Below are 16,636 nucleotides of genomic sequence, written 5' to 3'. Positions count from 1 at the left end.
ATGTTCACCTGCCCTGAAGGCCCTGGAATGCGGGGATATGAGCCGGTTCACGGTAGAATCGGTGCAGATAACTGGGCGCGGATGAAACGTTGACTTCAGTCCGTTCTCCGCGCGCTCTCCGCGTCCGGGGAACGGAGCACCACTGTCAGCAGGTCACCGGCGCCATAGGTTTGTGCCTGTTGGCGGGTGGCTTTCCCTGGGAGAGGCACCGGCCGGCCATCATCGAGAACAGAGGAGTCGCAGCGCCTGTGGCTAACGACAATACAGATATTCTGGCAGCAGATACAGCAGTCGAGGATGGCCGCACCCCTGACACCCCGGCTGCGGCCACCACGCCGAGGGAATACGGCGCCAGCGACATCACTGTCCTCGAGGGCCTCGAAGCTGTCCGCAAACGTCCGGGCATGTACATCGGATCCACCGGACCCCGTGGCCTCCATCACCTGGTATACGAGGTGGTGGACAACTCCGTGGACGAGGCACTGGCCGGATACTGCAGCCACATCGAGATCGTCCTGCAGGCCGACGGCGGCGTCAAGGTAGTCGATGACGGCCGCGGTATCCCGGTGGATATGCACCCCACGGAACACAAGCCCACCGTCGAGGTGGTCATGACCATCCTGCACGCCGGCGGAAAATTTGGTGGGGGTGGATACGCCGTCTCCGGCGGCCTGCACGGCGTGGGCATCTCTGTGGTCAACGCCCTGTCCAGCCGCGTGGACACCGAAGTGCGCCGCCAAGGACACGTATGGCGGATGTCCTTTGCCGACGGTGGCAAGCCGCAGGGCAGCCTGGTCATGGGCGAAGAGACGGACGCTACCGGAACCACCCAGACGTTCTACCCGGATCCGGAGATCTTCGAGACCACCGAGTTCGATTTCGAGACCTTGCGCGCCCGCTTCCAGCAGATGGCCTTCCTGAACAAGGGCCTGCGTATCACCCTCACGGATGAGCGCGCGCCGGCCGGGGACGATGCCGACGGCGACCTGGACCTTGACGACCTCAGCACCGAGGGCGAAGTCAGCGCAGAACACCGCACCGTGGTGTACCAGTACGACGAAGGCCTCCTGGACTACGTCCGGCATCTGAATTCGGGCAAGAAGGTGGAAGTGGTCCATGAGGACGTCATCGCCTTCGAAACCGAGGACAAGGACCGCAAGATCGCCCTGGAAATGGCCATGCAGTGGACCAGCGCCTATTCCGAAAGCGTCCACACTTACGCCAACACCATCAACACCCATGAGGGTGGCACGCACGAAGAAGGGTTCCGCGCTGCCATGACCTCCCTGGTCAACCGCTATGCCCGGGAAAAAGGCATTATCAAGGAAAAGGACGACAACCTCACGGGCGACGACATCCGTGAAGGCCTCACTGCCGTCATTTCAGTCAAGTTGGCTGAACCGCAGTTCGAGGGCCAGACCAAGACCAAGCTCGGCAACTCCGAGGTCAAAGGCTTCGTCCAGCGCGTGGTCACCGACGGCCTGGGCGACTGGCTCGAGCGCAACCCCGGCCCCGCCCGCGACGTGATCCGCAAGGCGATCTCCGCCGCGCAGGCCAGGATGGCGGCGCGCAAGGCCCGCGACAACGCACGGCGCAAGAGCCCGCTGGAGTCTTTTGGCATGCCCGGCAAGCTGTCGGACTGCTCCTCAAAAGACCCGGAAAAGTGCGAGGTCTACATTGTGGAGGGTGACTCGGCCGGTGGTTCCGCCAAGCGCGGCCGCAATCCTGAGACCCAGGCCATCCTTCCGCTGCGCGGCAAGATCCTGAACGTGGAGCGTGCCCGCCTGGACAAGGCCCTGGGCAACGCCGAAGTCCAGTCCATGATTACCGCATTCGGCACCGGCATTGGTGAGGACTTCGACCTCGCCAAGCTGCGCTACCACAAGATTGTGCTCATGGCAGATGCCGACGTGGACGGCCAGCACATCACCACGCTGCTGATGACCCTGCTTTTCCGGTACATGCGGCCCCTCATCGAGAACGGCTACGTGTACCTGGCCCAGCCGCCGCTGTACCGGATCAAGTGGTCCAATGCCCCGCACGACTACGTGTACAGCGACCGGGAACGCGACGCCAAACTCGTGGCAGGACAGGCAGCCGGACGCCGTATTCCCAAGGACAACGGCATCCAGCGTTACAAGGGCCTCGGCGAGATGGACTACACCGAACTGTGGGACACCACCATGGACCCCGACCACCGCACCCTGCTGCAGGTGACCATGGACGACGCCCTGGCCGCCGACCAAATCTTCTCCGTCCTCATGGGTGAAGACGTGGAATCCCGACGAAACTTCATCCAGCAGAACGCCAAGGACGTCAGGTTCCTGGACATCTAAGGACCCGCTCCAAAGTATTCGGAACCAGACATATACCTGAAACGGAAAATAACTAATGAGCGACGAAATCCCCGAGAACTCCGCCCCTGAGGGCGGAACTCCGGACACCGTTCTTGAAGGCGACGTGCTGATCGACCGGGTGGAACAAGTGGACCTGCAGACGGAAATGCAGCGTTCCTACCTCGACTACGCCATGGCCGTCATTGTGGGCCGCGCCCTCCCCGACGTCCGTGACGGCCTCAAGCCTGTGCACCGGCGTGTGCTGTACGCGATGTTCGACGGCGGCTACCGTCCCGACCGGTCCTTCAACAAGTGTGCCCGCGTGGTGGGCGAGGTCATGGGCCAGTACCACCCCCACGGTGACACCGCGATCTACGATGCCCTGGTACGCCTCATCCAGGACTGGACCATGCGCTACCCGCTGGCGCTGGGGCAGGGTAACTTCGGCTCGCCCGGCAACGACGGTGCCGCCGCACCGCGATACACCGAAACCAAAATGGCACCGCTTGCCATGGAAATGGTCCGGGACATCGACGAGGAGACCGTCGATTTCCAGGACAACTACGACGGCAAGAACCAGGAACCCACCATCCTGCCGGCCAGGTTCCCCAACCTGCTGGTGAACGGTTCCTCCGGTATCGCCGTGGGCATGGCCACCAACATCCCGCCGCATAACCTCCGGGAAGTAGCCGACGGCGTGCAGTGGTACCTCTCCAACCCCGGTGCCACGCGCGAGGAACTCCTCGAGGAATTGCTCGTACGGGTCAAGGGCCCGGACTTCCCCACGGGAGCCACCATCCTTGGCCACAAGGGCATCGAAGACGCCTACCGCACCGGCCGTGGATCGGTCACCATGCGCGCGGTGGTTGCCGTGGAGGAACTGCAGGGGCGGACCTGCCTGGTGGTCACCGAGCTTCCCTACCAGGCCAACCCTGACAACCTGGCCATCAAGATCGCCGAACTGGTCAAGGACGGCAAGATCCAGGGCATCGCCGACCTCCGAGATGAAACATCCGGACGCACGGGCCAGCGCCTGGTGATCGTGCTGAAGCGCGACGCCGTGCCCAAGGTGGTGCTGAACAACCTCTACAAGCACACCGAACTGCAGAGCAACTTCTCCGCCAACATGCTGGCCATCGTGGACGGGGTGCCGCGGACCCTGAGCCTGGATGCGTTCATCCGCCACTGGGTAACGCACCAGATGGACGTCATCGCCCGCCGCACCCGGTACCGGCTGCGCAAGGCGGAGGAAGAAGCCCACATCCTGCGCGCCCTCCTCAAGGCACTGGACATGCTCGATGAGGTCATCGCCCTCATCCGCGCCTCCAGCACCACCGAGGCCGCCCGGGACGGGCTGATGGAGCTGCTGGATATCGATGAGCTGCAGGCGCGGGCCATCCTGGACATGCAGCTGCGCCGCCTCGCCGCCCTGGAACGCCAGCGCATCCAGGAAAAGCACGCAGAACTCGAAGCCCTGATCACCGAATACAAGGAAATCCTGGGTTCGGAGCAGCGCCAGCGCGAGATCATCAGCACCGAGCTCGGCGAGATCGTGGACAAGCATGGCGATGACCGCCGTACCAGGATCCTCATGGGCTACGACGGCGACATGTCCATGGAGGACCTGATCCCCGAAGAGGAGATGGTGGTCACCATCACCCGCGGCGGCTACGTCAAGCGCACCCGCAGCGACAATTACCGGTCGCAGCAGCGCGGCGGCAAGGGCATCAAGGGCGCCCAGCTGCGTGGAGACGACGTGGTGGAGCACTTCTTCGTCACCACCACCCACCACTGGCTGCTGTTCTTCACCAACCTGGGCAGGGTCTACCGCGCCAAGGCCTACGAGCTGATGGAAGCGGGCAGGGACGCCAAGGGACAGCACGTGGCCAACCTGATGGCCTTCCAGCCTGATGAACACATCGCCCAGGTGCTGGATCTCAAGGACTACCAGCAGGCCCCGTACCTGGTCCTCGCCACCAAGAGGGGCCTGGTGAAAAAGACCAGGCTGGAAGACTACGACACCAACCGTTCGGCCGGCGTGATCGCCATCAACCTGCGGGACGGTGACGAACTGGTCTCCGCGCAGCTGGTGTCCGAGACCGATGACCTCTTCCTGGTCTCCCGCAAGGGCCAGTCAATCCGCTTCACCGCCACCGATGACGCCCTGCGCCCCATGGGCCGCGCCACATCCGGCGTTACCGGCATGAAATTCCGCGAGGATGACGAACTGCTTGCTGCAGACGTGGTCACCGACGGTTCATTCGTGTTCATCGTGACCGAAGGCGGCTACGCCAAGCGGACGGGCGTCGAGGAGTACCGGCTGCAGGGCCGCGGCGGCCTGGGCATTAAGGTAGGAAAGTACCAGGAAGAGCGCGGCCACCTGGTGGGCGCACTCATCGTGCAGGAAGAAGACGAAGTCCTGGTGGTCATGGAGGGCGGCAAGGTTGTCCGTTCCTCGGTTGCCGGTGTTCCCGCAAAGGGCCGCGACACCATGGGCGTCATCTTCGCCAAACCGGACAAGAACGACCGGATCATCGAGGTGGCACGCAACAGCGAACGCGGTCTTGAGGACGAGGAATCCGCCGGCGATGACGTAACGTTGGCTGAAGATGGCGGAACCGCTGGGGAATCCGCCGCGCCAGCAATGGCAGGAGAATCACCGGCCGTTGAGTCAGAGGACGCCTCGGGCGACGCTGAGCCGAACGAAGACAACACGGAGGTAACGAGTGAGTAATTCCGACTCATTTCCCAAGCCGAACAGTACTGTTCCCGACGGGAACCGGCCTTCCGCGGCACCCCGCGTGAACGCCCCCGTTCGTCCGCAACAGCGCCCCTCGGCGCCCACCGGCGCGCCAGGCCAGCGGCCTGCCGTCCCGGGCCAGCGTCCCCAGCAGGGAGACCGCCCCGCACAGCCGGGCCAACGCCCCTTCCAGGGCCAGCCCGGCCAGCGCCCGGCACAAACAGGCCAGCGCCCTGCACAGGGAGCCTCCGGCCAGGGAACACCTGGCCTGGTGAAGCCCGCTCCGAAGGCAAAGGTCCGCCGGGCCAGGCTGCTGATCAGCAAAGTGGACCCGTGGTCCGTGCTGAAAATGGCATTCCTGCTGTCCGTGGCACTGGGCATCGTCACCGTGGTGGCCGCCATCGTCCTGTGGACCGTCCTGGACCTGACCGGGATCTTTGACCAGGTGGACAGTCTCCTCGGCACCCTGGCGGGCGCTGAAAGCGGCGGCTTCGAACTGAAGAAGGTTGCTTCGCTGGGCCAGGTGGCATCATTCGCCACCATCATTGCCGTGGTCAACGTCGTCCTGCTGACGGCGCTCTCCATGCTTTCCGCTGTCCTGTACAACATTTCCGCCACCCTGGTGGGCGGCATCGGCGTGACCCTCACCGACGATTAGGACACCATCCCACCGGCTCCGCGCCGGTGGAATGGCCCGATTTGAGATCGGGCCGGGGTGTGCTGTAAAGTCATGTCTCGGCCCGATGAGGGATTGAGGGCGTATAGCTCAGGCGGTTAGAGCGCTTCGCTGATAACGAAGAGGTCCCAGGTTCAAGTCCTGGTACGCCCACGGAACCTGTGCAGGTTTCAAACGGAGGTATGGTGCGGATCCGTCCGGTACCTTGCCGGATTGGGGAGCATGTGAAGAAGTTGCTTGTACTGGCAGCCGCAATCGCAGGCTTCCTGGTTTACCGGAAAGCACAGGAATCCGAAGCCCGGAAAACGGTCTGGAGCAAGTCAACCGACACGGTGGACTAGCCCGGCCGCCCACCCCGGGAGCCGGCCAGAGGCTCCCAGGTTCTAGGGTATGATTGACGGGTTGCTTCTTATGGGGGCATGGCGCAATTGGTAGCGCACCTGCTTTGCAAGCAGGGGGTTCGGGGTTCGAGTCCCCGTGCCTCCACCATAGGAAAGTCCCGGTCAGCGGAAACGCCGGCCGGGACTTTTTGCTTTCCATCTGCGCAAAGGAACCAGCACCAGGGGGCTGCATTGAACTTCTTATTCGCGGCCCTGGGGGTCCTGGGCGTTGCATCCTCCGGACCGCTGATAGCCGCCACGCTTGGTGCCACCAGCGTCAGCGCGCTTGCCATCGCCTTCTGGCGCAATGCCATTGGTGCCGTTGTCATGGCAACTCCCACCCTTGTCCGGGAACCCGGCCAGTTCCGCAGGATCAGCGGCCGGGAGTTCCGCTGGTCCATGCTGGCCGCCATTGCGCTTGCCTTGCACTTCGCCTGCTTCATCACCTCCCTTCAGCTCACGTCCGTAGCAGCTGCCACCGCCCTCGTGTGCCTGCAGTCAGCCTGGATTGCCGTCTTCCAGCTCTTCCGGGGCATCCGCCACCGGTGGCAGGTCCTGGCAGGGCTGGGGATTGCCTTTGGCGGAGTCCTTGCCATCACCGGGTTTGATATGGGCTCCTCTCCGCAGGCCGTTACGGGGGACCTGTTGGCCATGGCCGGTGGAGCGCTGGCCGGCCTATATACGCTCGCCGGCGGTAAGGCCCGGCAAAGTATGACCACCGGGACCTATACAACGCTCTGCTACGGGATGTGCGCCGTCCTCGTGGCAGTAATGGCGCTGCTCTGGGGGCAACCCCTGGCCGGGTTCGAGCCGGCCGGGTGGCTCGGCATCGCGGCCATCACCGTCTGTGCCCAGTTGGTGGGCCATACGGCCTTCAACCACCTGCTGGCCACCATGAGTCCCCTCATTGTCTCCATGATCATCCTGCTGGAAATCCCCGGCGCAGCGCTGCTGGCCGCCGTCTTCCTGCACGAGACCCTGCCGGCGGGCACCTACGCCGGGCTGGGCCTCATCCTGGCGGGACTCGCCGTCGTGGTGCTGGGCCAAAGGAGTGGCCGGGGCCGAGGGAACGCCACGCGCAGGGGCCGCAGAACCGATCCCCAGGAGGAACCGCCGTCGGAATACCTCGCCGGGCTGGGGACCGACTAGGCGCTACTGGCCGCCGCGCCGGACCGGCTGGGCCGTATTGACGGTGTGGATGGCCCTGAGGAGCTTGGCCGGGAAATACACCGAGAAGAACACCACCATGGGGGCCTTCAGCGCCATCTTCCTGACGTTGTGCGCCTTGTAGGTCCGGTCGAACCGGGTGACGTAGTAGCGGTAATCCCGGGGTGAATCCTCAAGCCTCCGGGCAGACATTCCGGACACCATCTGCGGCCAATAACGGACAGGCAGCTCGTGGTCGGCCAGGTGCAGGGACAAATCGATGTCCTCGTGCATCTCATCCTTCTCGTCCCGGCAGGTTTCGGAACGGATGATCTCCCAGGCGCCGGCCCGCAGGGCCATGTTGGAGCCGAACAGGAAATGGTACTGGTGCTTGGCCAGCTTAAGCATGAGCTGGCGCATTTTGTCATCCGCCTTGAGTCCAAAGCGGCGCATTGGCATGTCGTAGTAGACCACGGGGCCGGTTGCGGCCTGGACCGACTGGTCCGCGAAGGCCTTCTGCACCTGCTCAACCCAGTCGGGTTCCACAATGGAGTCGGCGTCGATCCGGCCCAGGATGTCACCGGTGGCACTGTCCAGCCCGAAGTTCCTGGTGGGGATGAGTCCCTGCTCGCGGTCCTGGCTCAGGAGGATGATGGGGCTTTCCGGATACTCGAGCTGCATCTGGCGGACAATGTCAGCGGTCCGGTCCTTCGAAAGGTTGTCCACCACGATGATCTCGTGGGCGGGAACAGACTGGTAGATGGCAGCTATCAGGCACTGCCTGATCACGTTCTCCTCGTTGTACGCCGGGATGACGATTGACACGCGGAGCTGTACGGCTGCGTCGTTCACGGCATCCCCAGAGGATCGATTGGCTGACATCACTTCAAATCTAGCATCCGGGATAGATGCCCCCGCGGACGGGAAAGGACACACAAGGGGGCCCCGCCGTGGAACGGAGCCCCCTTGTGTGTATGGCGGAAATCAGGCCTGGCTGTTGCCCTTGCCTTCATCGGCGACCGTCTCGGCGCCGCCTTCGGTGTCATCGGCAACATGCTTGGCCTTGTCGGCGGCATCCTCTGACTTATCAGCCACAGTCTCAGCTGCGTCACCGGCCTTGTCCGCTGCAGCACCGGCTGCGGCTTCGGACGTGCCCTTGTCGGCGGTGCCGGCAGTGGTTGCCTTGACGTCGCTGACGGTGGTGGCCGGGACGGGTGCCGGGGTCGGGGTGACCGGCGACGGAGTCTTCCAGGGGTCCTCGACCGGCTTGGATGCCTTCCACGCGGCGACGCCGGCTGCGACGGCAGCAGCCACCACGCCGAAGACGAGCCAGCCGCGCTTCTTCGGCTTCTCCGGCTGGGCAAGCTTCACGTCCACTGCGCGGCTGGCTCCTGCTGCGGCCGCCTTCAGCTGCGTGCCGGTGGCCTGTGCCTGCTCCTGGAGGGCGTGGATGATTCCCACGTCCCCGAGCTTCTGCGCAACGGCGTCAACACGGGCCGGGGTGTTTTCCAGGGTGCGGTGGACAGCTCCGGAGGCCACGCCAATCTGGTCGGAGAGCTTGGGCAGGTAATCCACCACCACCCGGTCGCGGGCATTCAGGACAACTGGCGTGGCCTTGTCCAGGGCCTCATGCAGCTTGGGCGATGCGCCTTCCACTACGTCGTTGATCTTGGGAGCCAGGTGGGCCAGTCCGTCCTGGATCCGGGGAGTCACGGTGGCCACGCCGTCGGCCAGGCTGTGGGCCGCCGTCTTCAGGCCTTCCTGGATCTTGGGAGATGCGGTATCCAGGCTCTGCTGGAGGCGGGGAACAGCCCAGTCCACGGCAGCTTCCACCCGGGGGGCCGCCCAATCCTTGGCGTTTTCCACCGCACTGGTGACCGACTGCTCAAGGTCACGGGCAATACGATCCGATTTCTTCACAACTACCTCCCGATTAATGTGACGGTTCTGTCGCTAGCCTACGTGCCCAGATCACCACGGGCTATTCACTCTGCGGATTTTAGGGCGATTTCACCCAGCGCGGAACTGCCCCCGCGGCCATGGCTGCCCGGAACCGGCATGGGAGAATCGACCTATGACTGCAATCGCAACCGCAAAAGCAACCATCCACACCAGCCTCGGCGACATCGTGGTTAACCTCTTCGGCAACCACGCGCCCAAGACGGTCAAGAACTTCGTGGGCCTTTCCACCGGCGAGCAGGCCTGGACCCACCCGGAAACCGGCGAGGACAAGACCGGCACGCCGCTTTACAACGGAACCATCTTCCACCGCATCATCAAGGACTTCATGATCCAGGCCGGCGATCCCCTGGGCCGTGGAACCGGTGGCCCGGGCTACCGTTTTGACGACGAGATCCACCCCGAGCTGAGCTTCAACCAGCCCTACAAGCTGGCCATGGCCAACGCCGGCATCCAGATGGGCAAGGGCACCAACGGTTCACAGTTCTTCATCACCACCATTCCCACGGACTGGCTCCAGGGCAAGCACACCATCTTTGGTGAAGTTGCCGACGAGGAATCCAAGAAGGTTGTCGACGCCATCGAGGGTGTCCGCACCGGCATGGGCGACCGCCCGGTTGAGGATGTCACCATCAACAGCATCGACATCGAACAGCTGTAACGCGGCACCATGAGCTACGGAATTCCGTCGGCCGAGCCGTCCGCCCAGGTCCCGGTCTGCCCACGGCACCCGGACCGGCCGTCCTACGTACGGTGCCAGCGCTGCGGGCGCCCGGCATGCCCGGACTGCCAGCGGGCGGCCGCCGTCGGATTCCAATGCGTTGACTGCGTCAACGAAACAAAACGTACGACGCCGGAGGTGCGGTCGGTCTACGGCGGCGCCGCAGCCACCGGGAAGCCTTTGGTGACGTTCGGCATCATCGCAGCGTGCGTAGCCGTCTACGCCCTGCAAATGCTCATTCCTGGCGACTGGGTCTACAAGCAGTTTGCCTACAACAACATTTTTGTCGCCCCGCAGTACGGCGCCTTCGAGCCATGGCGGATGGTGACGTCAGCCTTCCTCCACTCCCCGGACTCCTTTTTGCACATCCTCCTGAACATGTACACGCTGTGGATCTTTGGGCAGGCACTGGAACCGGTCCTGGGCCGGGCCCGCTTCCTTGCGGTGTACTTGATCTCCGCCCTTGGCGGCTCGGTGGGGTACCTGCTGCTAAACCCTGTGCTGGTTCCCGGCCAGGGCCTGGTGGGGCTGGTCGGCGCTTCAGGTGCCATCTTTGGCCTCTTCGGTGCCATGTTGCTGGTTCAACGCCAGCGGGGCGGCGATACACGGCAGCTCTGGGTCCTGATTGCCATCAACGGCGTCATTGGCTTCCTGATCCCCCACATCGCCTGGCAGGCCCACCTGGGCGGCCTCATTACCGGTGGTCTCTGTGCCGCTGTCCTTGCCTACACGCCGCGGGGACGCCGCCAGGGCCTCCTCCAGGCACTCGGCTTGGCCGCAGTGGTGGTGCTGCTCGTCGCAGTGAGCTGGGCACGGGTGACGCTCTAACCCTTTTCGGCCTGCGGACAAACACTATGCCCCCGTCACCCTCCGGTGACGGGGGCATTCGTGTTTTCCACAGCATTTATCCACAGTGTTGGTAACTTACATAGCTGTAGTTCATTTGCTGATTCGGCTACTCCCGGCGATCCTCGTCCATTACGAGGCGTACCGGGCACCCTTTCTCCACATCTGTGGATAACCTGTGGGGATATTGCTGTGTGTAAGTGGATAAGCCGCCACTTTCGGGCACTCCTGTGGATAAACCGGCGGGAAGGTGGCCGGCAGGAGGCGGTGCACATCCTGTGCGGGACGTTATCGACAGCTGTATCCACACTGTTAATAAGTGACAGCACTGTTGTTTGGGCCGGGATCGAGCCCGCCGGAGTAAGGCTGGAGTCCCCAGGAGAGCCTAGTGTCCACGAAGTTTCCCACATCTGTGGATAACTTGTGGGTATCGCGTTGTTGGTAAGTGGACAACCGTCCCCAGTGCCGGACGGCCGCCAGCCTATGATGGTGGCCTGCCAAGCCGTTCAACCGACAAGGACTCCCGTGAGCGCCACCGAACACCTGTACCTGGACAAACAGCACCCGGCCCTCTGGAGAGCCATCAGCGGGTTGGGACTGAAGGTCCAGGAAGCAGCAGAAGAGGCCGGACTGGGCCGGGGCCTGGTGGAACTCCTGAATGTGCGCATTTCCCAGCTCAACGGCTGCGCGTATTGCCTGGACCTCCATGTTCGGAAGGCCGCCGAGGCCGGTGAAACCCCGCAGCGTCTCGCGGTCCTCCCCGCATGGCGTGAAACGGCACTCTTCACCGACCAGGAGCGCGCCGCCCTGGCCCTGGTGGAAAGCATTACAGAACTCCCGGACGAACGGTCACGGGAGCACGCGGAGGCTTATGCGCGGGAGCGGCTCAGCGCCGCGGAGTTTTCGGCCGTGAGTTGGCTTGCCGTGACCATGAATGCCTTCAACCGGGTGTCCATCACCAGCCACCACCCGGTGCGGCGGGACCGCCCATAGTTCCGGCCAGCGGGCGTCCCTCCACTCGGGCCCTGCACTTTTCCACAGGTATTCCACACTGTTAATAACCACATCTGGCCGGCAGGTTTCCCGGAAAAGGACCTGCAGGGCGGTGCAGCGGAATCAGTTTCGATCGAAGGGGGAGGTTTTCCCCATTGTGGATAACCTTCCCAACAGCTGGGGAAAACAGCCTGTGCCAGTGCCTTTAGGCCTCAATGGGCCACACGCCGGAAGATCCCCGGCGGTGGCTTTGCAGGAGGTGCGTGTCCACCATGCCGACGGCTTCCATCAGGGCGAACATGGTGGTGGGGCCTACGAAGGAGAATCCGCGCTTTCGAAGCGCCTTGGACAGGGCCACCGACTCTTCTGATTGGGTGGGAATATCGGTTATTGCCTGTGGCTTGGGCGTGCTGGCCGGACGGAAGCTCCACACGAAGTCCACCAGTCCGCCGTCGTTCCTGAGCTCCTGGGTTGCTTGGGCGTTCTTCACCGCCGCCAGGATCTTCAGCCTGTTCCGGATGATGCCGGGGTCCTGCATCAGCCGCTCCACCTCCGGGGCGCCAAAAAGCGCCACGGCATCCGGATCAAAGCCGGCGAAGGCCGCGCGGAAGGCCGGCCGCTTTCGCAGGATGGTGGCCCAGGAAAGACCCGCCTGGAAACCCTCAAGGCAAATCCGCTCGTAGAGGCCCTGCTCGTCAGTAACGGGCAGCCCCCATTCCTGGTCGTAATAGTCGCGCATCAGCGGATCCGTGGCAGCCCAGGCAGGCCGCGCCAGGCCATCCTCGCCAACGATCACGCCGGTGGAATCCGGAGCCAGTGGAGTCCTCCTTGGAACAGTTCCGCAGCAGCGGCTAGGAACGCCAGCGGGTGGTCATCAGGAACCCGACGATGGCGATGCCGAAGCCGGCAACGATGTTCCAGGACTGCCAGGCCTGGACCGGGAACCGTCCCTCGCTGATGTAGAACGTGATGATCCAGAAGAGACCGATGATCATGAGGCCGAACATGACCGGCTTGAACCATACGGGGTTGGGCTTGTAGGCCTGCGGTGATGCCGGCTGGGCGGTGCTGGCGGTCTTCCTGCGAGGCTTTGACTCGGGCACTGGCTCTCCTTGGCGGACTGGGCAAGCTCGGCGGCCCGGGCTTGGTATCCTGCAAGAAGGAAATTGCCAGCGGTCTGCGCGATCTTGGTCAAATCTGGATTCTTACTAGCAGCCAATTCTAGCCGCAGTTGATGGGCAGCCGGTGCCCAGGGTAAACGCCCGGAGGAGAACGCGTGGTATTGCAGGAGAAGGCGGGGACCGCCACCGCGCCCGCATCCCGTCGAGCCCTCCTGCCCGGCATTATCTCGGTGCTCGGTGAACTGTTGATCACCGTTGGCGTCATCCTCCTGCTCTTTGTGGCGTGGCAGTTGTGGTGGACCAATGTTGAGTCCGATGCCAAACAGAGCCAGGTCATCAAGGAATTCGCCCAGGACCTGGGCACCGCAGCCCCCGCTCCCTCGGCCTCAGCACCGGCGTCGCCTCCTGCCGCCGGGGAGGACTTTGGAAAGCCCGTGGTGGGCACGGCTCCCGGCCACGCCGGCACCATCGGCATTATGTACATCCCCAGGTTCGGTCCCACCTACACCCGTCCGATCGTCCAGGGGACAAGCCAGGACGTCCTGGACACCCTGGGCCTGGGCCACTACAGCAACACCGCCATGCCTGGCGCCGTCGGCAACTTCGCGGTGGCCGGCCACCGCCAAACACATGGAGCCGTGCTGGACAACATCCACACACTGGTCCCGGGTGACAAGATCTACGTCCAGACCAAAGACGGTTTCTACGTCTACGTCTTCCGGAACAACCAGATCGTGATGCCGTCCCGCACCGATGTCCTGGAACCGGTTCCCACCCAGCCGGGTGCCGCGCCGACTGAAAGCTACCTCACCATGACCAGCTGCAACCCCCGCTTCGGAGCGGAAGAACGCATCATCGCCTACGCCCTGCTGGACAGCTGGCGCCCCCTGGCGGCAGGACCACCGGCCGAGATCGCGGCCCAGGTGGCAGCAGCCACCGGAAGGAGCTGACCGTGTACGCCTGGATCTTCCGCCACCTCCCCGGGCCGCTGTGGCTCAGGATCTTCATCTCGCTGGCACTGATATTCCTTGCCCTGGTCCTGATGGTCCAGTTCCTGTTCCCCTGGATGTCCCATTTCACCCCGTTCACCGACTCAACGATTGGTTCCGCAGACCAGCCATGACCACAACCAAGATCCTTGTAGTGGATAACTACGACAGCTTCGTCTACACCCTGGTGGGCTACCTCCAGGAACTCGGCGCCGAGACCACGGTGGTCCGCAACGACGACGTCACGCTCGCCGAGGCCATCGAACTGGCCAGCACCCGTGACGGCGTCCTCATTTCCCCCGGGCCCGGAAATCCCGCCGAGGCGGGAGTCTGCATCGAGCTGATCAAGTGGTGCGGTGAAAACAGCGTTCCCATGTTCGGCGTGTGCCTGGGCCACCAGGCGCTGGCGGAGGCTTTCGGCGGCAAGGTGACCCATGCCCCTGAACTCATGCACGGCAAAACGTCCAAGGTGGAGCACATCGGCACCAGCGTCTTTGCCGGGCTCCCCTCCCCCGTCACGGCCACCCGCTACCACTCGCTGGCCGCGGTCCGGGAATCCATCCCCGACGTCCTGGAAATCACGGCGCAGACCGCGTCCGGGGTGGTCATGGGGCTGCAGCACCGGACAGCGCCACTGTGCGGGGTACAGTTCCATCCGGAATCGGTCCTCACCGAGGGCGGGTACCAGATGCTCGGCAACTGGCTCGAATCGCTGGGCATGAAGGGCGCCGCTGCCCGGGCAGCGAAACTGAGCCCGCTGATCCAGCAGTAGCCGGAGCTGCCGGACCGGCCAGGACGAGTCAGCCCTTCTTGGTGGGTTTGGGCGTCGGTGTTGGCGTGGGGGTGGCGGTTTCCGTTGGCGCGGGCGGTGGCGGCGGTGGCGGCGGTGCCTTGGCCACCACGACAGTGATGGTCTTCCCCTGCGGTACGGCAGCGTTGGCGGGGTCGCTTTGGTCCGTGACCTTGCCGGGCTCCACCTGGGAGTTTTCCACCTCAACCACCGACGGCACCAGGCCGAGCTCCTTCAGTGCTGCCTCGGCTTCGTCACGCATCAGGCCCCGGAGTTCCGGGACCACTACCTTTCCGGTGGACACGATCAGCTCCACGCTGGTGCCGACACCGACGCTTTGCCCGGGGGCCGGGTTGGAGGTGATGACGATTCCTGCCGGAACCGTGGCGCTGTTGGCGGTGGTGGTCGAGGGGGCGCCCACCAGCCCCACCTGGCGGAGGATGTCCCGCGCCGCTGCCTCGGTCTTGCCGGGGAGGCTGTCAGGGATCTTCACCGAACTGGGGCCGTCCGAAACGTTGAGGATGACCTCAGCTCCAGGATCCAGCGAACCGCCCGCCGCGGGGTCCGTCCCGATCGCGGTTCCCTTGGGCACTGTGTCGTTTGCGGACCGTGCGATCCGCGGCCGCAGGCCGGCGTTGTACAGCTCCTGCAGTGCGGCGGTTTCCGTCATGGACGCCACCGCCGGGATGGACACCTTGGGCGGCGCAGGAGCGGGCCGGTTGACCGTTTGGTACAGCCATAGTCCGCCGCCGGCGAGGATCAGGAGGGTGAAGATCACCAGGGTGGCGATCCAGGCACGACGCCGGGACTTCTGCCGTGTGCTTTGCTCATGTTCCGTAGCGAGGCCCAGCGGGAGCGCGCCAGCCCCATACGCGTCCGCCCCGTGCTCGTCGGCCAGTTCCAGCGGAGCCGCCGCTCCGCCGTCGTCATGGTACAGGTTGGTGGCAGCCAGCCGCCCGGTGGGGGCATCGTCCAGGAAGCTTGCCCCTGTGGCGGCGAACGCCTCGGTGGGTGGCGGCGCCTGCGGAACGTGGTCATTGGGATCGGTGGGCGCCTCTGACGCCGCCACGGCCGGCAGGGGAACACCGGCTTTGGCCGCGCGCAAGGCACGCCGGAAGGCCGCCGCGTCCTGGAACCTGTCGGCCCGGTTCTTTTGCAGGGCCTTGGCGAGGACGGTATCCAGCGCCGGGGACACATCCGGATTGAGGCTGCTGGCCGGTTCCGGGATTTCGCGGACATGCTGGTAAGCCACGGAAACCGGGCTGTCCCCGATGAACGGCGGCCGCGAGGTGAGCATTTCGTAGAGCAGGCACGCAGCGGAATAGAGGTCGCTGCGGGCATCCACCGTCTCGCCCCGGGCCTGTTCCGGCGAGAGGTACTGGGCGGTTCCCACCACAGCCTGGGTCTGGGTCATGGTGGCGGAGGAATCGGCGATGGCGCGGGCAATGCCGAAGTCCATCACCTTAACTGAGTCGCTGCCCGGGCAGTACATCACGTTGGCGGGTTTGATGTCCCGGTGCACGATGCCGGCCTTGTGGCTGTACTCAAGGGCTGCCAGGACGCCCAGGCAGTAGTCGATGGCCTGGCTGATGCTGACCTCGTTGGCGCGGATCAATTCACGCAGGGTCCTGCCATCAACGTATTCCATGACGATGTACGGCACCCGTACGTCCTCGGCGGAACCGTCATTGACCACATGCTCGCCGGTATCAAAGATGGCGACGATGGACGGGTGGTTCAGGGCGGCCACCGCTTGCGCTTCACGCTTGAAGCGTGCCTGGAACTGCGGATCCCGGGCCATGTCCGGCCGCAGCAGCTTGACGGCAACAGTCCTGCCCAGGCGGGTGTCCGTGCCCTTGTAGACATCCGCCATGCCGCCCCGGCCAATGAGGTTACCCAGTTCGTAGCGACCGTTCAGGACACGCCGGTTGTCCACCGG

Annotated in this window: 16 protein-coding genes and 2 tRNA genes; 13 read left to right on the top strand and 5 right to left on the bottom strand. The window is 64.2% G+C overall.

Annotation, left to right across the window (positions count from 1 at the left end):
• Positions 1–248 precede the first annotated feature (248 nt).
• The 7 genes from gyrB to PV772_RS05730 all read left to right on the top strand — a co-directional run bounded on the left by gyrB (position 249) and on the right by PV772_RS05730 (position 7,281).
• On the top strand, positions 249–2,336 hold the full coding sequence (gene gyrB / locus PV772_RS05760) for a DNA topoisomerase (ATP-hydrolyzing) subunit B (protein WP_141158798.1): 2,088 nt from the start codon (positions 249–251) through the stop codon (positions 2,334–2,336).
• Positions 2,337–2,391: 55 nt separating this feature from the next.
• Positions 2,392–5,070 (top strand): DNA gyrase subunit A, encoded by a 2,679-nt coding sequence (gene gyrA, locus PV772_RS05755; protein ID WP_347885600.1) that lies wholly within the window; start codon positions 2,392–2,394, stop codon positions 5,068–5,070.
• On the top strand, positions 5,063–5,734 hold the full coding sequence (locus PV772_RS05750; RefSeq protein WP_307362207.1) for a DUF3566 domain-containing protein: 672 nt from the start codon (positions 5,063–5,065) through the stop codon (positions 5,732–5,734). Before gyrA ends, PV772_RS05750 begins: the two co-directional genes overlap by 8 nt.
• A 97-nt stretch (positions 5,735–5,831) precedes the next feature.
• Positions 5,832–5,905 (top strand) — tRNA-Ile (locus PV772_RS05745).
• Positions 5,906–5,976: 71 nt separating this feature from the next.
• Positions 5,977–6,093 (top strand): DLW-39 family protein, encoded by a 117-nt coding sequence (locus PV772_RS05740; protein ID WP_210411329.1) that lies wholly within the window; start codon positions 5,977–5,979, stop codon positions 6,091–6,093.
• A 72-nt stretch (positions 6,094–6,165) separates the two neighbouring features.
• Positions 6,166–6,241, top strand: a tRNA-Ala gene (locus PV772_RS05735).
• A gap of 83 nt (positions 6,242–6,324) precedes the next feature.
• Positions 6,325–7,281, top strand: a complete 957-nt coding sequence (locus PV772_RS05730; RefSeq protein WP_141158795.1) for a DMT family transporter — start codon at positions 6,325–6,327, stop codon at positions 7,279–7,281.
• Between the two features lie 3 nt (positions 7,282–7,284).
• On the opposite strand, the gene PV772_RS05725 is transcribed toward PV772_RS05730, so the two are convergent.
• Together PV772_RS05725 and PV772_RS05720 are read right to left on the bottom strand one after the other, a co-directional pair.
• Positions 7,285–8,160, bottom strand: coding sequence for a glycosyltransferase family 2 protein (locus tag PV772_RS05725; protein WP_141158794.1), 876 nt, complete (start codon positions 8,158–8,160; stop codon positions 7,285–7,287).
• A gap of 102 nt (positions 8,161–8,262) precedes the next feature.
• Complete coding sequence (locus tag PV772_RS05720) at positions 8,263–9,198, bottom strand: hypothetical protein (RefSeq protein WP_347885599.1); 936 nt, start codon at positions 9,196–9,198, stop codon at positions 8,263–8,265.
• A gap of 154 nt (positions 9,199–9,352) precedes the next feature.
• Here PV772_RS05720 and PV772_RS05715 point away from each other — a divergent pair, with 154 nt between their 5' ends.
• The 3 genes from PV772_RS05715 to PV772_RS05705 all read left to right on the top strand — a co-directional run bounded on the left by PV772_RS05715 (position 9,353) and on the right by PV772_RS05705 (position 11,797).
• Positions 9,353–9,898 (top strand): peptidylprolyl isomerase, encoded by a 546-nt coding sequence (locus tag PV772_RS05715; protein WP_141158792.1) that lies wholly within the window; start codon positions 9,353–9,355, stop codon positions 9,896–9,898.
• A gap of 9 nt (positions 9,899–9,907) precedes the next feature.
• On the top strand, positions 9,908–10,786 hold the full coding sequence (locus PV772_RS05710) for a rhomboid family intramembrane serine protease (RefSeq protein ID WP_141158791.1): 879 nt from the start codon (positions 9,908–9,910) through the stop codon (positions 10,784–10,786).
• A 543-nt stretch (positions 10,787–11,329) separates the two neighbouring features.
• Entirely contained in the window at positions 11,330–11,797 is a 468-nt protein-coding gene (locus PV772_RS05705; protein ID WP_141158790.1) for a carboxymuconolactone decarboxylase family protein, read from the top strand.
• Between the two features lie 205 nt (positions 11,798–12,002).
• On the opposite strand, the gene PV772_RS05700 is transcribed toward PV772_RS05705, so the two are convergent.
• Positions 12,003–12,614, bottom strand: a complete 612-nt coding sequence (locus PV772_RS05700) for a DNA-3-methyladenine glycosylase I (protein ID WP_347885703.1) — start codon at positions 12,612–12,614, stop codon at positions 12,003–12,005.
• Positions 12,615–12,648: 34 nt separating this feature from the next.
• The gene (locus PV772_RS05695; RefSeq protein ID WP_141158788.1) at positions 12,649–12,900 is read right to left on the bottom strand and encodes a cell division protein CrgA; all 252 of its coding nucleotides are present in this window, start codon (positions 12,898–12,900) and stop codon (positions 12,649–12,651) included.
• A 173-nt stretch (positions 12,901–13,073) separates the two neighbouring features.
• On the opposite strand from PV772_RS05695, the gene PV772_RS05690 reads away from it, so the two are divergent.
• Genes PV772_RS05690 through PV772_RS05680 form a run of 3 tightly spaced genes read left to right on the top strand, consistent with a single transcriptional unit; the run spans position 13,074 to position 14,679 of the window.
• Positions 13,074–13,868, top strand: coding sequence for a class E sortase (locus tag PV772_RS05690; RefSeq protein WP_141182862.1), 795 nt, complete (start codon positions 13,074–13,076; stop codon positions 13,866–13,868).
• A gap of 2 nt (positions 13,869–13,870) precedes the next feature.
• Positions 13,871–14,041, top strand: a complete 171-nt coding sequence (locus tag PV772_RS05685; RefSeq protein ID WP_347885598.1) for a hypothetical protein — start codon at positions 13,871–13,873, stop codon at positions 14,039–14,041.
• The gene (locus tag PV772_RS05680; protein ID WP_141158786.1) at positions 14,038–14,679 is read left to right on the top strand and encodes an aminodeoxychorismate/anthranilate synthase component II; all 642 of its coding nucleotides are present in this window, start codon (positions 14,038–14,040) and stop codon (positions 14,677–14,679) included. The genes PV772_RS05685 and PV772_RS05680 overlap by 4 nt, the downstream gene beginning before the upstream one ends.
• A 28-nt stretch (positions 14,680–14,707) precedes the next feature.
• On the opposite strand, the gene pknB is transcribed toward PV772_RS05680, so the two are convergent.
• Complete coding sequence (gene pknB / locus PV772_RS05675) at positions 14,708–16,633, bottom strand: Stk1 family PASTA domain-containing Ser/Thr kinase (RefSeq protein WP_347885597.1); 1,926 nt, start codon at positions 16,631–16,633, stop codon at positions 14,708–14,710.
• Positions 16,634–16,636: the final 3 nt, after the last annotated feature.

The sequence above is a fragment of the Pseudarthrobacter sp. CC12 genome, assembly GCF_039907755.1.
Lineage (GTDB): Bacteria > Actinomycetota > Actinomycetes > Actinomycetales > Micrococcaceae > Arthrobacter > Arthrobacter niigatensis.
The sequence above is the reverse complement of the archived record's forward strand: the minus strand, read 5'-3'. Positions and strand labels throughout refer to the sequence as shown.

What these genes read in the sequence shown, in the direction of transcription:
- gyrA (WP_347885600.1), top strand. Translation starts at nt 2,392, where the DNA reads ATGAGCGACGAAATCCCCGAGAACTCCGCCCCTGAGGGCGGAACTCCG.
- PV772_RS05725 (WP_141158794.1), bottom strand. Translation starts at nt 8,160, where the DNA reads ATGTCAGCCAATCGATCCTCTGGGGATGCCGTGAACGACGCAGCCGTA.
- PV772_RS05715 (WP_141158792.1), top strand. Translation starts at nt 9,353, where the DNA reads ATGACTGCAATCGCAACCGCAAAAGCAACCATCCACACCAGCCTCGGC.
- PV772_RS05710 (WP_141158791.1), top strand. Translation starts at nt 9,908, where the DNA reads ATGAGCTACGGAATTCCGTCGGCCGAGCCGTCCGCCCAGGTCCCGGTC.
- PV772_RS05680 (WP_141158786.1), top strand. Translation starts at nt 14,038, where the DNA reads ATGACCACAACCAAGATCCTTGTAGTGGATAACTACGACAGCTTCGTC.